Source organism: Herbaspirillum sp. AP02 (assembly GCF_015767275.1).
Lineage (GTDB): Bacteria > Pseudomonadota > Gammaproteobacteria > Burkholderiales > Burkholderiaceae_D > Herbaspirillum.
In genome coordinates this window covers 107619-127379 of record NZ_JADWMY010000004.1, presented here as the reverse complement: position 1 = coordinate 127379, position 19761 = coordinate 107619, and the positions used below count along the sequence as shown (strand labels likewise).

Annotated in this window: 16 protein-coding genes; 10 read left to right on the top strand and 6 right to left on the bottom strand. The window is 63.4% G+C overall.

Features of this window, described 5'->3' with window-relative positions; all coding sequences use genetic code 11:
* The first annotated feature begins 43 nt into the window (after positions 1–43).
* The 6 genes from I5R65_RS10835 (at position 44) to I5R65_RS10810 (ending at position 4996) form a co-directional block, all read left to right on the top strand.
* The gene (locus tag I5R65_RS10835) at positions 44–589 is read left to right on the top strand and encodes an iron transporter (RefSeq protein ID WP_102662085.1); all 546 of its coding nucleotides are present in this window, start codon (positions 44–46) and stop codon (positions 587–589) included.
* Between the two features lie 105 nt (positions 590–694).
* On the top strand, positions 695–1036 hold the full coding sequence (locus I5R65_RS10830; RefSeq protein WP_370460965.1) for a cupredoxin domain-containing protein: 342 nt from the start codon (positions 695–697) through the stop codon (positions 1034–1036).
* 49 nt (positions 1037–1085) lie between these two features.
* Positions 1086–1964 (top strand): FTR1 family protein, encoded by an 879-nt coding sequence (locus tag I5R65_RS10825; protein ID WP_180669110.1) that lies wholly within the window; start codon positions 1086–1088, stop codon positions 1962–1964.
* Between the two features lie 57 nt (positions 1965–2021).
* Complete coding sequence (locus I5R65_RS10820) at positions 2022–3359, top strand: 4Fe-4S binding protein (protein ID WP_180669600.1); 1338 nt, start codon at positions 2022–2024, stop codon at positions 3357–3359.
* A 164-nt stretch (positions 3360–3523) separates the two neighbouring features.
* Positions 3524–3862, top strand: a complete 339-nt coding sequence (locus I5R65_RS10815) for a zinc ribbon domain-containing protein YjdM (protein WP_180669111.1) — start codon at positions 3524–3526, stop codon at positions 3860–3862.
* A gap of 126 nt (positions 3863–3988) precedes the next feature.
* Complete coding sequence (locus I5R65_RS10810; RefSeq protein WP_006463996.1) at positions 3989–4996, top strand: bile acid:sodium symporter family protein; 1008 nt, start codon at positions 3989–3991, stop codon at positions 4994–4996.
* 84 nt (positions 4997–5080) lie between these two features.
* Here I5R65_RS10810 and I5R65_RS10805 read toward each other — a convergent pair whose 3' ends face one another.
* Positions 5081–6130, bottom strand: a complete 1050-nt coding sequence (locus tag I5R65_RS10805; RefSeq protein ID WP_180669112.1) for an NADP(H)-dependent aldo-keto reductase — start codon at positions 6128–6130, stop codon at positions 5081–5083.
* A 213-nt stretch (positions 6131–6343) separates the two neighbouring features.
* On the opposite strand from I5R65_RS10805, the gene I5R65_RS10800 reads away from it, so the two are divergent.
* Positions 6344–7633, top strand: coding sequence for an MFS transporter (locus I5R65_RS10800; RefSeq protein ID WP_180669113.1), 1290 nt, complete (start codon positions 6344–6346; stop codon positions 7631–7633).
* A 27-nt stretch (positions 7634–7660) separates the two neighbouring features.
* Here I5R65_RS10800 and I5R65_RS10795 read toward each other — a convergent pair whose 3' ends face one another.
* On the bottom strand, positions 7661–10864 hold the full coding sequence (locus I5R65_RS10795; RefSeq protein WP_180669114.1) for an EAL domain-containing protein: 3204 nt from the start codon (positions 10862–10864) through the stop codon (positions 7661–7663).
* Positions 10865–11658: 794 nt separating this feature from the next.
* Here I5R65_RS10795 and I5R65_RS10790 point away from each other — a divergent pair.
* Together I5R65_RS10790 and fghA are read left to right on the top strand one after the other, a co-directional pair.
* Entirely contained in the window at positions 11659–12765 is a 1107-nt protein-coding gene (locus tag I5R65_RS10790) for an S-(hydroxymethyl)glutathione dehydrogenase/class III alcohol dehydrogenase (protein WP_006463992.1), read from the top strand.
* Positions 12766–12775: 10 nt separating this feature from the next.
* On the top strand, positions 12776–13624 hold the full coding sequence (gene fghA, locus I5R65_RS10785) for an S-formylglutathione hydrolase (protein ID WP_180669115.1): 849 nt from the start codon (positions 12776–12778) through the stop codon (positions 13622–13624).
* A 52-nt stretch (positions 13625–13676) separates the two neighbouring features.
* On the opposite strand, the gene I5R65_RS10780 is transcribed toward fghA, so the two are convergent.
* Positions 13677–14600, bottom strand: coding sequence for a Gfo/Idh/MocA family protein (locus I5R65_RS10780; protein ID WP_180669116.1), 924 nt, complete (start codon positions 14598–14600; stop codon positions 13677–13679).
* A gap of 44 nt (positions 14601–14644) precedes the next feature.
* On the bottom strand, positions 14645–15631 hold the full coding sequence (locus tag I5R65_RS10775) for an aldo/keto reductase (RefSeq protein WP_180669119.1): 987 nt from the start codon (positions 15629–15631) through the stop codon (positions 14645–14647).
* A gap of 152 nt (positions 15632–15783) precedes the next feature.
* On the opposite strand from I5R65_RS10775, the gene I5R65_RS10770 reads away from it, so the two are divergent.
* Entirely contained in the window at positions 15784–16701 is a 918-nt protein-coding gene (locus tag I5R65_RS10770; protein WP_180669121.1) for a LysR family transcriptional regulator, read from the top strand.
* A 64-nt stretch (positions 16702–16765) separates the two neighbouring features.
* Here the strand turns inward: I5R65_RS10770 and I5R65_RS10765 are convergent, their stop codons facing one another.
* Together I5R65_RS10765 and I5R65_RS10760 are read right to left on the bottom strand one after the other, a co-directional pair.
* Positions 16766–18340: a DHA2 family efflux MFS transporter permease subunit gene (locus tag I5R65_RS10765; RefSeq protein ID WP_180669130.1), complete on the bottom strand. Its 1575-nt coding sequence runs from the start codon at positions 18338–18340 to the stop codon at positions 16766–16768.
* 39 nt (positions 18341–18379) lie between these two features.
* Positions 18380–19618 carry an HlyD family efflux transporter periplasmic adaptor subunit gene (locus I5R65_RS10760; protein WP_180669131.1) on the bottom strand — a complete coding sequence of 413 codons (1239 nt, stop codon included), beginning with the start codon at positions 19616–19618 and terminating at the stop codon, positions 18380–18382.
* Positions 19619–19761 lie beyond the last annotated feature (143 nt).

Below are 19761 nucleotides of genomic sequence, written 5' to 3'. Positions count from 1 at the left end.
CTTAATGCTAATCATTATCATTTGACCACCAGGAGAATACGCAATGATCGGTTTCAAGAAACTTGCCGTCGCCGCTGTGCTGAGCATGTCCTTCGCCGGAGCAGCCTCGGCAGCCGAATACCCCATCGGCAAGCCGCAGATCCAGAACGGCTTTGAAGTCAACGCGGTCTACCTGCAGCCCGTGAAGATGGAACCGGACGGCATGATGCGCAAGGCCGAGGAATCCGATATCCACCTGGAAGCCGACATCCGCGCCGTGGCCAAGAACCCGAACGGTTTTGCCGAAGGTGACTGGATGCCCTACATGGTCATCAAGTACGAACTGACCAAGGCCGGTTCCACCAAATCGATCAAGGGCGACATGATGCCCATGGTCGCCAACGACGGTCCGCACTACGGCGACAACGTCAAGCTGGAAGGTCCGGGCAAGTACAAGCTCAAGCTGACCATTTCCTCCCCGCAGGCCAACGAACATGCGCACTTTGGTCGCCACGTCGACAAGGAAACCGGCGTCGGCCCGTGGTTCAAGACCTTCGAACTGACCTATGACTTCACCTTCGCCGGCATCGGCAAGAAGGGCGGCTACTAAGCCCTCGTGGAGCGCGGGCCGCTGGCCCGGCTCCCGTGATTCGACTCCGGCCTGCTGCCATGGCGGCGCGCCGGTTTTATCGTTTTCAGGATTTCCGGAGTCTCGATGATTGCAAGAATAGTCCGTTCATCCCTGATGGCACTTGCCCTGCTGGGCGCAGCCGTGCAGGCTCACGCATCGGATCTGCTGACCTTCAAGCTGGAGATGCAGGACGGCAAGCTGATCCCGCCGCGCATCGAAGTGCCGGCCGGCCAGCGCATCAAGATCGAGGTGCACAACATCGGCAAGTCCGCCGCCGAGTTCGAGAGCGTGGAACTGCGCAAGGAAAAGGTGCTGGCACCGGGCGCGCAGTCCTTCGTGGTGATCGCGCCCTTGCGTCCGGGCGAATACAAGTTTTTTGATGACTTCCACCTCAACATGCCGCAAGGCGTGATCGTCGCCAAGTAAGCAGTGATTTGTGTGGCAGGGAAGTCCAGGTTTTAGGGAAGGGTAGTTCATGGGACAGGTCATGTTCATCGTCTGGCGCGAGAGCGTCGAGGCGCTTCTGGTGGTCGGTATTCTGTATGCCTGGCTGAAGAACGGTGACGTTGGCGCACGCCGCGGCATCCCCTATCTGTGGGGGGGCGTGGCCGCCGGCGTGCTGCTGGCCGCCGGTCTGGGCGCGGCGCTGCTGGGGTTCTCGGAACTGCTCTCGGGCGACGCCCAGACCTGGTTCCAGATCGCCATCGTGCTCATCGCGGCGGTGTTGATCGTGCAGATGGTGTTCTGGATGCGCAAGCACGGCCGTACGCTCAAGAAGGACATGGAAAACTCCATGCAATCGAGCTACCAGAGCGGCAACTGGTGGGGCGTGTTCGTGCTGGTGATGCTGGCCATTGCCCGCGAAGGTAGCGAGACCGCGGTGTTCCTGTACGGCATCGGCCTCGGCCAGCAGGACGCCAGCACGGCCTCGCTGGTGCTGGCCGGCGTGATCGGTTTCGGCCTGGCCTTCCTGACCTTCTATCTGCTGCAACTGGGTGGCAAGATCTTTTCCTGGCGCCGTTTCTTCCAGGTTACCGAAGTCATCCTGCTGCTGCTGGCAGCCGGGCTGCTGGTCACCGGCGTGGAAAAACTCTTCGACGTGATCCTGGAAAGCTCGGACATGCTGGCCTCGGCCAACTGGACCATGACCCTGACCGCGCCGGTGTGGGACACCTCCATGCTGCTGGACGATTCGACCACCCTGGGCAGCCTGGTGTCCACCCTGACCGGCTACCGCGCCCGTCCGGCGCTGCTGTCGGTGATCGTCTATGTGGTTTACTGGGCTGTGGTATGCTCGGCCCTCTATCGAAAACCCCAGCCTCAGCCCAAGAGCAAGAGGCAAGAAGCAGTCTGAAGCCTGATGACGACCTGTACGCAATCGCCGACTCTGCTCACGCGTACCGGAGAATGGATGCGCCGCAACGGCGCATTCATCCGAGGCCTGCAATGGATCGTGGTGGCCGTGTATGCGCTGCTGATCCTGGTCCCGGTGTTCCTCCCTCTGCCTGACGAAACCGCCCACCTGTGGTCCAACCTGACCCTGATCGCCCAGTTCGCTTTCTGGGGCATCTGGTGGCCCTTTGTGCTGGTAAGCATGGTGCTGATGGGTCGGGTGTGGTGCGGCGTGCTCTGTCCTGAAGGGGCGCTGACCGAATTCGCCAGCAAGCATGGACGCGGCAAGGCCATTCCCAAATGGATACGCTGGGGTGGCTGGCCCTTCGTGGCGTTCGCCCTGACCACGGTCTATGGCCAGATGGTCAGCGTCTACCAGTATCCCAAGGCGGTATTGCTGGTGCTGGGTGGCTCTACCGTGGGGGCCATGATCGTCGGCTACCTCTACGGCCGCGACAAGCGCGTCTGGTGCAAGTACCTGTGCCCGGTCAACGGCGTCTTCGGCCTGCTGGCCAAGCTGGCGCCGCTGCATTACAAGGTCGATGAAGCGGCCTGGCGCGCCTCCTACCATCCCGAACACAAGATCATCCCCATCAACTGCGCGCCGCTGGTCCCCTTGCGCAACATGAAGGGTGCTTCCGACTGCCACATGTGCGGTCGCTGCAGCGGTCACCGCGACGCCATTGCGCTGACCTTCCGTCCGCCGGCCGTGGAAGTGGTGCAGTTCGGCAAGACCCACAACAATCTGTGGGAAAGCGCGCTGGTGCTCTACGGCCTGCTGGGCATTGCCATCGGTGCCTTCCACTGGACCGTCAGCCCCTGGTTCATCGCCATCAAGCAGGACATCGCCACCTGGCTGATCGACCGCGACATCATGTGGCCCTTCGGTACCCAGGCGCCGTGGTGGCTGCTGACCAACTATCCGCAGCAAAGCGATGTCTTCACCTGGCTGGACGGCGCCATGGTGGTGGGCTACATCCTCGCCACCGGGCTGGTACTGGGCAGCGGAGTGGCGCTCATGTTCGCCCTGGCTACCCGCCTGCTGGGCAAGTGGGAGTGGAGTCGTTTCAATCATCTGGTACAGGCCCTGATCCCGCTGGCCGGTTGTGGCGTCTTCGTCGGCCTGTCGGCCACCACCATCAGCCTGCTGCGGGCCGAGCACTGGCCGGTGTACTGGGCCAACGACGTGCGGGCTGCCTTGCTGGCTGCCATGACGCTGTGGAGCCTGTGGCTGTGCTGGAAGGTGGTCGCGCGCCACGCCGGTGGCTGGGGTCGGCAATGGCTGGCGATGCTGCCCTTGATAGGTGGCCTGGCGCTGGTCAATACCGCCTGGTGGCTGATGTTCTGGGGCTGGTAAGCCGGAACGACGCAACAGCGTGAATATTCAAAACGGCAGGTCTGCTCACGCGGACCTGCCGTTTTTTTGCCGTATCGATGGCGAAAGATGAGCAGGATCATGGCGCAGTTCGCGGTGGAAGCAGTACAATCGCTGCCTTTTCACGCTAATTGCCGGAGTTTTCCATGAGTACCTTGCCCGCCTGTCCCCAATGCCAGTCCGAATTCACCTACGAGGACGGCAACCAGCTGGTCTGTCCGGAGTGCGGCCATGAATGGAGCGCCCAGGCCGCGCCCGCCGCTGAACAGGCCCGCGTCTGGCGCGATGCGTCCGGCAACGTGCTACAGGATGGCGATACCGTCACCGTCATCAAGGACCTGAAACTGAAGGGCGGCGGTGGCGTGGTCAAGATGGGTACCAAGGTCAAGAACATCCGCCTGGTCGAGGGTGACCACGATATCGACTGCAAGATCGACGGCTTCGGCTCCATGGGTCTGAAGACCGAATTCGTGCGCAAGGTCTGAGTCGCATCTCCCTTTGCCTCGCGCCGGCCGGTCGCGGGCCTGCAAGGGACGGCGCCTCTCACGTAAAATGGCGGTTTGCCCGCGCCCCGGCGCGGGCCATACCATTACAACAGAATCGATATCGCCATGGCCCGTCCCCGCTTCCTGCCCGACAACATGACCCTGATGCTGCTGGCCGTCGTGCTCACAGCATCCTTCCTCCCCTGTACCGGCCAGGTGGCCGAGGCCTTCGATGGCCTGACCACCTTCATGATCGGCCTGCTGTTCTTCATGCATGGCGCCAAGCTCTCGCGTGAGGCGGTGGTAGCCGGCTTCACCCACTGGAAGCTGCATGTGACGGTATTGCTCTGCACCTTCGCACTGTTTCCGCTGATCGGCCTGTTGTTGAAACCCGTGCTGCTGCAGTTCATCACGCCCGAGCTGTACCTGGGCCTGCTGTTCCTGTGCGTGCTGCCTTCCACCGTGCAGTCTTCGATCGCTTTCACCTCGGTGGCACGCGGCAATGTGCCAGCCGCCATCTGCGCCGCTTCGGCCTCCAACCTGCTGGGCATTTTCCTGACCCCGCTATTGGTGGGCGTGCTGGTGGTGGCGCATGACGGCGGCGGACATTCCTCGCTCGATTCGATCCTGAAAATCGTTTATCAATTATTGCTGCCTTTCGTGGCCGGCCAGATCGCCCGTCCCTGGATCGGACGCTGGATCGAGCGCAACAAGTCCTGGCTCAAGTTCGTTGACCAGAGCTCGATCCTGCTGGTGGTCTACGTGGCCTTCAGCGAGGCGGTGGTGCAGGGGCTGTGGCATCAGGTGCCGGTCTCCATGCTGGTGGCGCTGCTGGTGATCAATGCCGTCTTGCTGGCCATCATCATGGGTATCACCACCTTCGGCAGCCGCCGCCTTGGCTTCAACAAGGAAGACGAGATCACCATCGTCTTCTGCGGTTCCAAGAAAAGCCTGGCCTCGGGCGTGCCGATGGCCAAGGTGCTGTTCTCCAGCGGCGCCATCGGCATGGTGCTGCTGCCGGTGATGCTGTTCCACCAGATCCAGCTGATGGTGTGTGCGGTGATGGCGGCACGCTACGGTGCCCGCGAGGAGCAGGTCCAGGCGGCAGTGGCTACCGAAAGCAGTGGCGACTGAAAGTGACCTGTCTCATTTGAACCCGATGATGGCAACAAAAAACCGGCGCGAAGCCGGTTTTTTGTTGCTCGCGCCAGGCACGCGTCAGGGTGCCGGATTCGGCTGCGCGCGATGGATTGCCTCGATCCCCGCCAGCACCTCATCACTCAACTGCACCTGAGCGCTATCGATATTGCTGCGCAGCTGTTCCAGCGTGGTGGCGCCAATGATGTTGGAGGTCAGGAAGGAGCGGCTGTTGACGTAGGCCAGGGCCATCTGCGCCGGGTTCAGCCCGTGCTTGCGGGCCAGGGTGACATACTCTGCCGTGGCGTGTTCGGCTTGCGGATTGGTATAGCGCACAAAGCGTTCGAACAGCGTCAAGCGGCCCCCGGCCGGGCGCGCGCCGTCAAGATACTTGCCGCTCAACATACCGAAGGCCAGCGGTGAATAGGCCAGCAGGCCGACCTGCTCGCGATGGGCGAACTCGGCCAGGTTGATCTCGAAGCTGCGGTTGAGCAGGTTATACGGATTCTGGATCGTGACGATGCGCTCCAGTCCATGCTGTTCGGCCGCGCGCAGGAATTGCGCCACGCCCCAGGCGGTTTCGTTGGACAGGCCGATGGTGCGGATCTTGCCAGCCTTGACGAATTCGCTCAGGACCTTGAGCGTTTCCTCGACGGGCACTGTGCTCTCATCGTCCACGTGCTGGTAGCCGAGCTGGCCGAAGCTGTTCACGCTGCGGTCCGGCCAGTGCAACTGGTACAGGTCGACGTGGTCCAGTTGCAGGCGCTCCAGGCTGCCATGCAAGGCCTCGGTCAAGCCCTTGCGGTCGAGGTTGTTGATGCCGCCGCGGACATGGCGCGGGTTATGCGGCTTGCGTGCCGGGCCGGTGCATTTGGTGGCGATGAGCAGACGGTCGCGCTGGCCGGACTTCTTGAGCCAGGTACCGAGATAGCGCTCGGTCAGGCCTTGCGTTTCCGGCTTGGGCGGTACCGGATACATCTCGGCTGCATCGATCAGGTTGATGCCGCGTTCGACGGCCAGATCGAGTTGCGAGTGGGCCTCGGCTTCGGAGTTCTGTTCACCCCAGGTCATGGTCCCCAGGGTGATCTGGCTGACCTTGATGTCGGTGCGGCCGAGTTGGCGATACTGCATATTGGTTCTCCTTGTAATTGGCCGACTGCGGCGCCGACTGCAGCGTCGATCGCAGGTCGGGGCCTGCTCCAGCCGGCGGGCGCGGGATCGGGTAGTATATCTGCGCCCGACCTGCCTTGCAGGGCAGGGCCGCAGCGGCGCCAAGACCGCATGCGTTATGCCGGCCGCAGCTTGCTGCACCGGTTCCACATCGCCCAATCTCCACATCCAGACATGTCATCCACCAGTACCACCGAGCAGTCCGACCAGGCCGACGACGACCAGCGTCCCCTGCGCCACCACACTCCCTTCAAATTGTTCTGGTGCGCCAGCGTGGCCTCCACCATCGCGCTGCAGATGCAGATGCAGATCGTGGCAGTGGGCTGGCAGGTGTATCAACTCACGCACAGTGCCTTCGACCTGGGCATCGTCGGGCTGGTGCAGTTCATTCCCTCGCTGTTCCTGGTGTTCGTGGTCGGCCATGTGGCCGATCGTCATGACCGCCGCAACGTGGCCCGCATCAGTGCGCTGGTGGAGGCCTTGGCCGCGGCCACGCTGGCATTGGGCAGCATCGGTGGCTGGCTCAATCGCGAGATGATCTTTGCCATCGTCGCCGTCATCGGTGCCGGCCGCGCATTCTCCAAGCCGACCATGTCGGCCCTGCTGCCCAGCCTGATGTCGCCCAGGGCCTTGCCGGGGGCGGTGGCCGGCTCAGCGTCGGCTACCCAGTTCGCCATCATCATCGGTCCGGCACTCGGTGGTCTGCTCTACGTGGCCGGACCGGCGGTGGTGTATGCCAGCAGTTGCGCCTTGTTCGCGCTGTGCAGCCTGCTGTTGTCGCTGATCCGGCGACCCGCATCGGCGAGCGCTTCTGCGGCAGCCACCGCCAAGCCGACCGGTGCCAGCCTGTCGTCGGTATTCGCCGGGCTCGCCTTCATCCGCAGCAAGCCGGCCATCTTCGGTGCCATTTCGCTGGACATGTTCGCCGTGCTGCTGGGCGGCGCCACTGCCTTGCTGCCGGTCTATGCCAATGACATCCTGCATACCGGTGCGGTCGGCCTGGGCCTGTTGCGCTCGGCGCCTGCGGCCGGTGCGCTGGTGGTGGCCCTGTGGCTGGCGCGGCGGCCCCTGGGTGGCCGCGTGGGCCGCACCATGTTCATTGCCGTTGCGGTATTTGGTCTGGCGACCATCGTCTTTGGCCTGTCCCGCTGGTTCCCGCTGTCGCTGGCCGCGCTGGCGGTGCTGGGCGCGGCTGACATGATCAGCGTGGTGGTGCGCTCGTCCTTCGTCCAGCTGGAGACGCCGGATGCCATGCGCGGCCGGGTGTCGGCGGTCAACTCGGTCTTCATCGGCACCTCCAACCAGTTGGGCGAGTTCGAGTCGGGGCTCACCGCCGCCTGGTTTGGCGCAGTGCCAGCGGTGCTGATCGGCGGTATCGGCACGGTGGTGATCGTGCTGCTGTGGATTCGCCTGTTCCCCTCGCTGTACCAGGTCGACCGGCTCAGTTCGCGCCCATCGCGCTGAGGGTAGGGCAGGGTGCGCCTGCGTCGTTCAGGGCGGACTGCCCTCGGCGACCAGGGCTTGCGCCGCCTGCCGCAGCGCTTGATGCTGCATCAGCAGCATCTGCAGGAACTGCACATAGGGAACCGGCTTGCTGAAGTAATAGCCCTGATATTCATCCGAACCGAACTCGCGCAGTGCCTGCAACTGTTTTTCGGTTTCCACCCCTTCGGTCACCACCTTCAGGTTCAGGGCATGGCTCATGGCGATGATGGCCTGCACGATGGCGCTGCTGTTGGCGTCGTCGGGGATGTCGTTGATGAAGGACTTGTCGATCTTCAGGGTATTGACCGGGAAGCGCTTCAGATAGGCCAGTGACGAGTAGCCGGTGCCGAAGTCGTCGATGGAGATGGTAAAGCCCTCGGCGCGGATGCCATCCATGATGGCAATGGCCTGGTCGCGGTTGTGCATCACCATGCTTTCGGTGATCTCGAATTCCAGGCAGGCCGGCGGCGTGCCATGGCGCGCCACCACCGACTTGATGTCGTCGAGCAGGTGTTCGTCGCCGAACTGGCTGCCGGTGAGGTTGATGGAGATGCGCCCGCATTCCAGACCACGCTCCAGCATCAGCCCGATATCGCGGCATGCCACATCCAGCACCACCAGCCCGATCTGGTCGATCAGGCGCGTTTCTTCGGCCAGCGGAATGAATTCCAACGGCGGCAGCAGGCCCCGTACCGGATGTTGCCAGCGCACCAGCGCTTCGGCGCCGACGATGCTGCCGCTGGCCAGGTTGATCTTGGGCTGGTAGTGCACCACGAATTCGGCGCGCTCGATGGCGCGGCGCAGCTCGGTTTCCAGGGCGATGCGCTCCACCGTGTTGGTGTTGACCTCGTCGGAGAAGAAGCGATAGTCATCCTTGCCGTGGTGCTTGGCGCGGTACATGGCGATATCCGCGTTCTTGATCAGGGTCTGCGCATTGTCGCCATCGCCGGGATAGGTGGCGATACCGATACTGGCAGAAAGCATCGCTTCCTGACCATCGATGATGAAGGGTTTGCGCGCCTCGGAGAGCAACTTCTGTGCGATCTCTCCCAGTTGCAGCGGATCGTCGAAGTCGTCCACCAGCACGATGAACTCGTCCCCGCCCACGCGGGCCAGGATGTCCAGTTCGCGCAGGCTGTTGCGGAAGCGCTGGGCGATTTCCTGCAGCACCGCTTCGCCGGCCTCGTGGCCGAAGGTATCGTTGATGTTCTTGAAGCGGTCCAGGTCCATCAGCAGCACCGCCACCATGCCGTTGCGGTGTTCGGCGTGGGTGATGGCGTTGGACACGTGCTGGGTGCACAGGAAGCGGTTGGGCAGGCCGGTCAGTTCGTCGTAGTGCGCCAGGTGGCGTATGCGCTCATCGGCGCGCCGGCTCTCGATGGCCACGCTGGCCAGGTCGGCCGCGATATTGGCCAGTTGCAGGTATTCATTGCTGGGGGCCTGGTTCTCCTTGAGCAAGGCGGCGAACACCCCCAGCAATTGCCCTTCCTTGCCGATGATGGGCCAGGCCCCGCAGGAGGGATAGACTTCCACGTCGATCAGCACCCGCAGGTGTTCGCTCACCGGATCGCGCGCGATATCGGTGACGATGCAGGGGCCGCGTCGCAGGGCTGCTTCTGCGCCCACGCCGCAGCCGTGCCGGATCGGCATGCCCTGCAGTGCCCGCAGCAGGCGTGGCGGATAGCGCCTGCTCAATACCGTGGTGAAGTGCGAGGCCTGCTCGTTGACCAGCATCACGCAGCTGGCGCCATAGGGAATCTGGGCATCGGCAAAACCGACGATCTCGTTGAGGATGCCGTCCAGGTCTTCATCGGCCATGACCATGTGCAACACCCGGTTCTGCTCGCTTTGCAGCAGTTCGGCGCGCTTGCGGGCACTGATGTCGCGCAGGATGGCAAAGATCGCATAACCGCGCTCGAACTCGGCCCGGTTCAGCGTGACATCGGTGTGGATGATCTTGTTGCGGCGTACCGTCACCCACTCGAACTGCTGTGGCTGGCCCGAGAGTACGCGGCCGACCAGTTCATCGATGTCCGGCTGATCTGCCGTTCTGGTCTTCTGGCGCGAGAACAGGCCGACCTTGCGGCCGATGATGCGCTCCTTGTCCGGCACGCCGAAAAAGCGCAGCGCCGCCGCATTGCAATCCAGGTAGCGCAGCTCCGACGAAATCAGCACGATGGGATCGCTGCCTTCCTCGTAGAGCTTGCGATAGCGGTATTCACTGGCCGACAGTGCGTGGTCCAGGCGTCGCTGATAGCGGTAATAGACCAGGAAGGAGATCAGCGCGATCAGGATGAAGCCGAGAATGCCGGTGGTCAGCAGGATGCGGTTCTCGGTACGGCTGCGCCAGGGCGCCAGCACGTCTTCCATGCGGCGCGCATAGACCGCCACCAGCGACCACTTTTCCAGCCGCTTGTAGGAGAACAGCAGCGATTCACCGGTCAGGTGGGAGATTTCCTCGAAGGCGCCTTCCTCGGCGCCGGCCCGGATGCGCCCCATGCTCTTGGCGTCGGCCAGGCTCACGTTCAGCCAGCGTTCCTCATAGGGTGAGCGCAGCATCATCGAGCCGCTCTCCGAGCGCAGCGAGACGATGGCCTCGAAGTTGGTGATGCGTTTGTAGAAATCGAAGAAGGTGGCGGCCCGCAGTTCGGCCACCAGCAAGCCGATCGGTCGCGCGCTGCCATCGAAGAGGTTCATGGCCACCGGCACCACCAGTTCGCGGTTGTAGCGGCTGCGCATGAGCTGGCCGACGAACAGGGTAGGGCGTGCCGGATTGCCATCCACGTAGGTCAGCTTGCGGTCGTCGGGAATGCTGGTGGTATCGAAGGCGCGCAGCGAACTGGCGCGGGTATTGCCGTTGCGATCCACATAACGCAGCACCATCACCGTGGGCAGGCGCTGCTGCATCTCCGAGAGCAGGTGGTACAGGGCCTGGTCGTCGTCCAGCAGATCGGGGCCGGCGCCGTGGATGTGCTCGGCGGTGCTCCACAGCATCTGGTCCAGGTCGCCGAAGACGCGCTCGGCATGTTCCTGCACGCTGCGCACGGCGGCCATCGAACTGGCGCGTTCGGAATCGATGGTCAACTGCCGGTCCTGGCGGATTTCCCACCATGTCTGTACCACGATGAACGACCCGACGAAGCCGACGAACAGCAGCAAGGTCTTCAGGGTATAACCCGTGCGTCCCGGTGATTTGTTCTGTTTTCCCATGTGACCAACTATCACATCACCTGTCGTTAGGCAGCTTAGCGCTGCTCATCCATTCGTCCGACGTCTGCCGGACGACCGTTCGACAGCTCTCTCACGCAATGCGCGCGCTTCCTGCTCTTGCCGGTCTTGCGCCAAGCCGCTGGCACAACACATCGTCGCAGGCGGTCACCATAGTGACTGTTGCTTACGCCAGAATTACGTGGATGCCCCCAGTTACTGATACGAAAGATGACAGTATGCCATCCCGTCTACTGCTGCGCTCAATGCGCCTTGTCGTATCTTGTCTTGCCTTGTCGTATTGCATGCAACCAGATCGTTGCCGGCAGTTGCTCGTTGTTGGAACAGGGCGCGCTGCGCTCGCTATCCTGGAGTCGTTGTTGTTCCTGCCTTGCCCCGCCTTGTCCCTTGCTTTGTCCCCGGCCTTGCTTGTGGCGCAGCGGCGCGTTGGCCGTGCACATCTGTCGTTTGTTTTGTAGCAACCTTACCCCAAGCCAAAGGCTTTGTCATTATCGTGGCGGCGGTGCGGCAACGTGACGGCCGCTTTTTCATGTCAGACGGAAATTTTCACTTGTTCTGACATCAATATGATCCGCAAGAAGTCACTTCCGCAATGCGACAACTGCATTTTCGTTTGCAATGCGATAATACGGCGCCCAGGACGACAGTATCTCAGTATTCCAGTACCTCAGTACCTGAGTGCATCCGTGATCGCCGACCCGTTTGGGGCTGAGCTGGATGCACGATTCCCAGGTTACTTCCACACATTCCCCATTACCACGTAAAGGACCATTCCAATGAAGACAAGAGCAGCGGTAGCATGGCAGGCAGGCAAGCCCTTGACCATCGAGGAAGTCGAACTTGGCGGCCCCAAGGCTGGCGAAGTCCTGGTCGAGATCAAGGCCACCGGCATCTGCCATACCGACTACTACACACTCTCGGGTGCCGACCCCGAGGGCATCTTCCCCGCCATCCTCGGCCATGAAGGCGCCGGCGTGGTGGTCGACGTCGGCCCGGGCGTGAAGTCGCTCAAGAAAGATGATCACGTCATCCCCCTGTACACCCCGGAATGCCGCGAGTGCAAGTTCTGCCTCTCGCAGAAGACCAACCTGTGCCAGGCCATCCGCGCCACCCAGGGTCGCGGCCTGATGCCCGACGCCACCAGCCGTTTCTCGCTGGACGGCAAGCCCCTGTTCCACTACATGGGCACCTCGACCTTCTCCAACTACATCGTCGTCCCGGAAATCGCCCTGGCCAAGATCCGTTCCGACGCCCCCTTCGACAAGGTCTGCTACATCGGCTGCGGCGTCACCACCGGCGTGGGCGCCGTACTGTTCACTGCCAAGGTGGAAGCGGGTGCCAACGTGGTCGTCTTCGGCCTGGGCGGCATTGGCTTGAACGTGATCCAGGCGGCCAAGATGGTCGGTGCCAACAAGATCATCGGCGTCGACCTCAACCCGGCGCGTGAAGCCATGGCCCGCAAGTTCGGCATGACCGACTTCATCAATCCCAAGGACGTCCCCAACGTGGTCGATGCCATCATTGGCCTGACCGATGGCGGCGCCGACTATAGCTTCGAGTGCATCGGCAACACCACCACCATGCGCCAGTCGCTGGAGTGCTGCCACAAGGGCTGGGGCCAGTCCATCATCATCGGCGTGGCAGCCGCCGGCCAGGAAATCTCCACCCGTCCGTTCCAGCTGGTGACCGGTCGTGTCTGGAAGGGCTCGGCCTTTGGCGGCGCCCGTGGCCGTACCGACGTGCCCAAGATCGTGGACTGGTACATGGAAGGCAAGCTCAACATCGACGACCTGATCACCCACAAGCTGCCGCTGGAACGCATCAACGAAGGCTTCGACCTGATGAAGAGCGGTGAATCGATCCGTTCCGTGGTCGAGTTCTGAGGAGCGCGCGATGCTGGAGAAACTCTCCGAGCACGGCTGTGTCGGCGGCGTGCAGGGCTACTACCGCCACGCCTCGCCGGCCATCGGCCTGGACATGCGCTTCTCGGTCTTCGTGCCACCACAGGCCAGCGCCGGCGGCAAGCTGCCGGTGCTGTTCTACCTGGCCGGACTGACCTGTACCGAAGAAACCTTCATGATCAAGGCCGGCGCGCAGCGCGTGGCGGCCGAGCTGGGCATGATCCTGGTGACCTCGGACACCAGCCCGCGTGGAGCAGGCGTTGCCGGTGAGAGCGATAGCTGGGATTTCGGCGTAGGGGCGGGTTTCTACCTCGACGCCACCCAGGCGCCGTGGGACCGCCATTACCGCATGGAGAGCTATGTGGTGGATGACCTGCGCCAGACCGTGCTGGGGAATTTCCCGGCCGACCCGCAGCGCATGGGCATCTTCGGCCATTCCATGGGCGGGCACGGTGCGCTCACGCTCGCCCTGCGTCACCGCGCGCTGTACCGCTCGGTCTCGGCCTTTGCGCCAATTGCGGCGCCGCTGCACTGCCCATGGGGCCAGAATGCTTTCGGCAACTACCTCGGCCCGGATCAGGAGCGCTGGCAGCAGCATGACGCCAGTGAACTGATGCGCAAGTTGCACGCCCCCTTCCCGCAGGGCATCCTGATCGACCAGGGCCTGGCCGACAAATTCCTGCTGGAGCAACTGCTGCCGGAACGCTTCGAGGCCGCCTGCCGGGACGCCTCACAGCCGCTGACACTGCGCCGGCATGAGGGCTACGACCATGGGTATTACTTCATCCAGAGTTTTGTGGAAGATCATCTGCGCTTCCATCATCGCATCCTGACGGCCTAGGCCGTCGGTCTGCCCTGTTCACCGGCCAAGCTGCTTGTCCGGTGAACAGGCCCTAGACAAAGGCATCCGTCACCACATGCTCCCCCAGCATGAAGGCATCCGCCACATGGCGCAGTGGCGCCACATCCACATCGGAGGCCTTGCTCCGGATCAGTTGGCAGAAGTGGGCGTACAGCGAAGGATATTCTCCTTCCACCTGCAGCTCGCACGGCGCCTGGTCGATCCACAATTCATGCCCACCCTTCTTGAGATGCAGATGCGTGCTCGCGGTGTCGATGACGATATCCCAGGTCTGCTCGCCGGTCTGGCGCCAGTCGAAGTCGGCTTGCACATCGGTACCCAGGGCATCGGTGAAGGCCAGTCGTGCGGCGATCGGGGTCTGGCGGTTGGACGGCACTTCCAGCGTGGCCTGCTTGAGGAACATGGCCTGCGGCAGGATCTCGGTGACGATCGACAAGGCATTGATGCCCGGATCGAACACGCCCAGGCCGCCCGGTTGCCAGATCCATTCCTGGTCGGGGTGCCAGTGACGGACGTCTTCGCGCCAGATCACTTCGACCCGGCGCGGCGCGTGCTGCTGAAGATGGCGCTTGACCACCTGCACCGCCGGCGCATGGCGCGAGTGCCAACTGGCGAACAGCGTCACGCCCTGTTCGGCCGCCAGCGCCTTGAGCGATTCGACTTCCGACAGCGTGGCGCCGGGCGGCTTTTCCAGGAACACGTGCTTGCCGGCGAGTAGTGCCTGGCGTGCCGCTTCATAGCGATACTGCGGTGGCATGCACAGCGAGATGGCATCGATCTGCGTGCCGGAGTCCAGCATCTCGGCCATGGTCTTGAAGGCGGTCACGCCATCGATGCTGTGGTTGCGGCTGGCCGTGGCCACCAGCTGGAAATCCGGATTACCGGCGATGGCCGGGGCGTGCTGGTCATAGACGATCTTGCCGACGCCGGCGATGGCGAGTTTGATGGGTGTCATGTTGTCCTTATGTTCTTGTAGGGGGGGCGGGCAGGGGCCAAAGCTTACCAGCGTTGATGCACGTAGGGCGCGATGTCATCCAGATAAAGCTGCCACAGCGCCTGCATCAGGTCGGCCGGGATCGGCGGCAGTCCGCTGGCGGCGCTGTTGGACTGCGCCTGTTGCACATTGCGTGCGCCAGGGATGACGGTGCTGATACCGCTTTCCATGAGAATCCAGCGCAGCGCAAACTGCGCCATCGATACCCCCTCCGGCACCAGCGCGCGAATCTTCTCGACGGCCGCCAGTGCAACCTCGTACGGCACGCCGGAGAAGGTCTCGCCGACATCGAAGGCTTCGCCGTGGCGATTGAAGTGGCGATGGTCATCGGCGGCAAAGCGGGTCTGCGCCGACATCTTGCCGGTCAGCAGGCCTGAGGCCAGCGGTACCCGGGCGATGACGGCGATGTCGCGACGTTGCGCCTCATCCAGGAACAGCGACAGCGGACGCTGGCGGAAGATGTTGAAGATGATCTGGATCGATTTCACGTTCGGGTATTCGATGGCCTTCAGGCCTTCTTCCACCTTCTCTACCGAAACGCCATAGTGGGCGATCTTGCCGGCACTGACCAGGTCATCCAGATAGCCGAAGACTTCCTGCTGGTAATAGACTTCCGGCGGCGGGCAGTGCAGTTGCACCAGGTCCAGGCAATCCACTTCCAGATTGGTGAGCGAACGCTCGACGAAGGCGGTCAGGTTCTCGCGCGTGTAGCCGCTGGCGACATGCGGCGACAGCCGGCGGCCGGCCTTGGTGGCGACGAAGGGGCGCTGGCCACCGCGCTCCTTGAGGACCTGGGCGATCAGTTGCTCGGAGCGGCCATCGCCATAGACGTCGGCGGTATCGATGAACGTGACGCCGCCGTCCAGCGCCGCATGCAGGGCCGCCTTGGCGTCCTGGCTGGAGACGTCGCCCCAGGAGCCGCCGATGGCCCAGGCGCCGAATCCGATCTCCGATACTTCCGCGCCGGTGCGGCCAAACGTTCTTGATTTCATGTTGCTCATCCTTTGCATGGGTGCTGTCTGGCCCGGGCTGGCCCGTGGGGGCGCCTGCGGGCGGTCAAACCGTATTTATACCCTGCGTCATGGCAGCGGGCAGATGGTTTAACATGCACTTCATTAATTCATGAAGTGAATGGAGTTCATTCATGTCCTTGCTGGATCATGTGGATTTTTCGGATTTGCGGGTGTTTGTCACGATATTGCGTACCGGTAGCTTCAAGGCGGCTGCCATCCAGCTGGGCCTGACCCCCTCGGCCACCAGCCATGCCATGAAGCGGCTGGAGGAGCGGCTGTCCACCCGCCTGCTGTACCGCTCCAGCCGGGCGGTCTCGCCGACGGCGGCCGGCAGCGAACTGGCGCTGCGCCTGGAGGAGGGTTTCGAGAAGATCGGTGCCGCGCTGGGGGTGCTGGAAAGCGCGGCGGCGGGCAGCCTGGGAGAGTTGCGCATCAATGTCTTTGCCGATGCCGCGCATCTGCTGATCGAGCCGGCCATTCCCGAGTTTGTCCGGCAGTGTCCCCAGGTCAAGCTGACCGTGGTGGTCGATGATCGGCCCATCGACATCGTCAGCGAAGGCTATGACGCCGGCATCCGCTATGGACACTACGTGCCGGAAGGCATGGTGACAGCGCCTCTGACGCGCGCCCAGCGCTGGGTGGCGGCCGCCTCGCCCGACTATCTGCAGCGCTGCGGTCGTCCGCTGACGCTGGAGGACCTGGCGCAGCATAATTGCCTGCAACTGCTGCTGGGCGACAATTCCAGCTACAAGTGGGAGTTCGGCCGTGGCAAGCACCAGCAGCGCATCCGCGTGCCGGGTCTGGTGACGATCAACAACACGGCGGCCACCATCGCCGCCGCCCGGGCCGGTGTCGGTATTGCCTACCTGCTGGAGGCCAGGATCAGGAGGGAAATCGAAGAGGGCGCGCTGGAGGTGCTACTGCCCGAATGGGCGGCACCCAGCGAGCCGTTTCACATGTACTACAGCAGCCGGCGCCACGCCCATCCGGCCTTGCGCAAGCTGATCGACATCATCCGCCTGCAGCATGGGCTGGCCCGGCTGCGTTAGCCGGGCCAGATTAGGGCCTGTTCACACTCAATCTCGCAGATTGAGTGTGAACAGGCCCTAGGCCCTAGTGCGCCGCCGAGGCTTCGGCCGCGCCGGCACCGCCCTTGGAGGGCTTGATGATCCAGATCAGCGGGATGATCACCAGGAAAATCACTGCCGACACAAAGAAGATGTCGTTGATGCCCAGCATGGCGGCCTGGAAGGTGATGGTCCGCTCCAGCATGGCGGCGCTCTGCTCGGCATTCAGGCCCAGGGTGCTGCTGATGTTGTTGAGCGTTTCCTGCAGCCAGGGACTATAGGGCGTGGCATGCTCGGTCAGCTGCGCGTGGTGCATGATGGTGCGGTTGTTCCAGGCGGTGGTGGAGATCGAGGTGCCGACCGCGCCACAGAACACCCGTACGAAGGACGACAGCCCAGCCGCCGCCGGAATGCGTTCGGGCGGCAGGCCCGACAGCAGCAACACCGTCAGCGGCACGAAGAACATGGCCGTCGGGATGCCCTGCAGCAGCGTGGGCAGGATCACCGTCATCTGGTCCACCTGCAGGTTGTAGCGCGAGCGCAGCCAGAACACGATGGCAAAGCCGATGAAGGACACCGTCGCCACCTTGCGCGCATCCACCAGCGGCAGGAAGCGTCCGATCAGCGGCATCAGGATCACCGCGAAAATCCCGATCGGCGCAGTCGACAGGCCCGAGTCGATGGAGCGGTAACCGAGGTATTGCTGCAGCCACTGCGGCAGGATCACCAGGTTGCCGAAGAACACGCCATAGCCGATGGAAATGGCGATGGTGCCGCCGGCGAAATTGCGCCGGCCGAACAGGCGCAGGTCCACCACCGGGTGGTCATTGTTGAGTTCCCACACCACGAAGTAGGCAAAGGCCACCAGCGCGATGATGCCCAGCGTGATGATGGTGGGCGAGGCGAACCAGTCCAGGTCCTTGCCCTTGTCGAGCATGATCTGGAAGGCCGCCACCCAGGTCACCAGCAATGCCAGCCCGATCTTGTCGATGGGCAGCCTGTGGATGGGCGTTTCGCGCGAGCGGTAGATGGCCAGCGTGATGCCGGCGGCGATCAGGCCCACCGGGATGTTGATGTAGAAAATCCACGGCCAGGTGTAGCTGTCGGTGATCCAGCCGCCCAGCGCCGGGCCTGCCACCGGCGCCACCACGGCGGTCATGCCCCATAGCGCCAGGGCGAATGAGGATTTCGATTTGGGGTAGGCCCCCAGCAGCAGCGATTGCGACAGCGGCACCATGGGGCCGGCGACCAGGCCCTGCAGCACGCGTGCGGCCAGCAGGATGGGTAGCGTCGGCGCCAGCCCGCACAGCCACGAGGCCATGACGAACAGCAGCACCGAGGTGACGAACAGGCGCACCGCACCCAGGCGCTGGGTGAGCCAGCCGGTCAAGGGGATCGAGATGGCGTTGGCGGCCGCGAACGAGGTGATGACCCAGGTACCTTCATCGATCGACACCCCCAGGTTGCCCGAGATGGTGGGGATGGCGACGTTGGCGATGGACGAGTCCAGCACGTTCATGAACACCGCCAGCGACACCGACAGGGTGCCCAGTACCAGGTTGGCGCCGGTCAGCGGCGGCGGTGGCGTATAAGGCTTGGGGGGAGTAGGGCTGTTGGCCATGGGGCTCCGTCATTGTCCAGTGATTGCAGCGGCATGGTCTCAGGTATGCGGGACGGCAGCCGGCGTGGCCGCAGCCTTGCTCTTGCGGGCTTGCGGCAGGCCGCTGGCGTTGTCGCTGATGATGCGTTCGACGATGGCGTCGGCCTGCTTGCCCAGGTCGTCATAGACGTTGGTCTGGTAATTGGTCGGCACCGCTTCCAATGCCCGACCGTCGCCGTGGATGTCGACGGTGGCCGTGGTGGACAGGCCGATGCGCAGCGGGTGGGCGCGCACCTGTTCCGGGTCCAGCGCGATGCGCACCGGCACGCGCTGCACCACCTTGATCCAGTTGCCGGTGGCATTCTGCGCCGGCAGCAGCGAGAAGGCGCCGCCGGTGCCGGCCGAGAAGCCGATCACGGTGCCCTTGTACTTGACGCTGGAGCCATAGACGTCGGCAATCACTTCCACCGGCTGGCCGATGCGGATGTGTTGCAGCTGGCCTTCCTTGAAGTTGGCATCGATCCAGATCTGCTCCAGCGGCACGATGGCCATCAGCGGATTGCCGGCGGCGATGCGCTGGCCGACCTGCACCGACCGCTTGGAGACGAAGCCCGAGACCGGCGCCACGATATTGACGCGGGCGTAGTTCAGATAGGCATTGCGCACGGCAGTGGCGGCCTGCAGCACATTGGGGTGCTCGGTGACGCTGGTGTGATCGGTCAGGGCGCGGTTGGCGGCGGCGGCGGCACGTGCCTGGTCCAGGGCGGCACTGGCACTCTTGAGCGCATCGCGGGCGTGCGAGACGTCTTCCTGCGAGACCGCGCCCGAGGACAGGCCGGCCTGGCGGCGTTGCAGGTCTTCGCGTGCCCGGGCCAGGTTGGCGTCGGCGGCGGCGACGTTGGCGGCCAGGGTGTCGTTGTTCAGGAACAGCTGGCGCGTCTGGCGCACTGCCTGGGCCAGTGCGGCCTGCGCCTGGTCCAGGGCCAGCCTGGTGTCGGCGGCGTCCAGCGCCACCAGCGGCTGGCCGGCCTTGACGATCTGGGTATCGTCAGCCTTGACGGCCACTACGGTGCCGCCCACCTGGGCGGAAATCTGTACCACATTGCCGCCAACATAGGCGTCGTCGGTTTCTTCGAAGAAGCGTGCGTGCAGGAACCAGTACAGGAAGCAGGCTGCGGCGATCACCAGCAGCAGCAGGGTCAGCAGGATCAACTGGCGTTTGCGCTTGCCATTGCCATTGCCGTTTCCATTTGCATTGCCGTTGGCTGGCGCATTGTTTGGGGTGGTGCTGTCACTCATGGAGGACTCCGTTCTATCTTTTTGTAGGCGGTCAATCGGCGCGTCGCTGTTACGGCGCGCCGTCCTGGTGGTCGGCGGATCAGTGGAGAGACCGGCCACCAGGCTGGATTCAATGTCGGGATGTCATGCAGACCTGTGTCGGG

Coding starts and splice junctions, on each gene's coding strand:
- I5R65_RS10835 (WP_102662085.1), top strand. CDS start 44: ATGATCGGTTTCAAGAAACTTGCCGTCGCCGCTGTGCTGAGCATGTCC.
- I5R65_RS10830 (WP_370460965.1), top strand. CDS start 695: ATGATTGCAAGAATAGTCCGTTCATCCCTGATGGCACTTGCCCTGCTG.
- I5R65_RS10825 (WP_180669110.1), top strand. CDS start 1,086: ATGGGACAGGTCATGTTCATCGTCTGGCGCGAGAGCGTCGAGGCGCTT.
- I5R65_RS10820 (WP_180669600.1), top strand. CDS start 2,022: ATGCGCCGCAACGGCGCATTCATCCGAGGCCTGCAATGGATCGTGGTG.
- I5R65_RS10815 (WP_180669111.1), top strand. CDS start 3,524: ATGAGTACCTTGCCCGCCTGTCCCCAATGCCAGTCCGAATTCACCTAC.
- I5R65_RS10810 (WP_006463996.1), top strand. CDS start 3,989: ATGGCCCGTCCCCGCTTCCTGCCCGACAACATGACCCTGATGCTGCTG.
- I5R65_RS10805 (WP_180669112.1), bottom strand. CDS start 6,130: ATGCAGTATCGCCAACTCGGCCGCACCGACATCAAGGTCAGCCAGATC.
- I5R65_RS10800 (WP_180669113.1), top strand. CDS start 6,344: ATGTCATCCACCAGTACCACCGAGCAGTCCGACCAGGCCGACGACGAC.
- I5R65_RS10795 (WP_180669114.1), bottom strand. CDS start 10,864: ATGGGAAAACAGAACAAATCACCGGGACGCACGGGTTATACCCTGAAG.
- I5R65_RS10790 (WP_006463992.1), top strand. CDS start 11,659: ATGAAGACAAGAGCAGCGGTAGCATGGCAGGCAGGCAAGCCCTTGACC.
- fghA (WP_180669115.1), top strand. CDS start 12,776: ATGCTGGAGAAACTCTCCGAGCACGGCTGTGTCGGCGGCGTGCAGGGC.
- I5R65_RS10780 (WP_180669116.1), bottom strand. CDS start 14,600: ATGACACCCATCAAACTCGCCATCGCCGGCGTCGGCAAGATCGTCTAT.
- I5R65_RS10775 (WP_180669119.1), bottom strand. CDS start 15,631: ATGAAATCAAGAACGTTTGGCCGCACCGGCGCGGAAGTATCGGAGATC.
- I5R65_RS10770 (WP_180669121.1), top strand. CDS start 15,784: ATGTCCTTGCTGGATCATGTGGATTTTTCGGATTTGCGGGTGTTTGTC.
- I5R65_RS10765 (WP_180669130.1), bottom strand. CDS start 18,340: ATGGCCAACAGCCCTACTCCCCCCAAGCCTTATACGCCACCGCCGCCG.
- I5R65_RS10760 (WP_180669131.1), bottom strand. CDS start 19,618: ATGAGTGACAGCACCACCCCAAACAATGCGCCAGCCAACGGCAATGCA.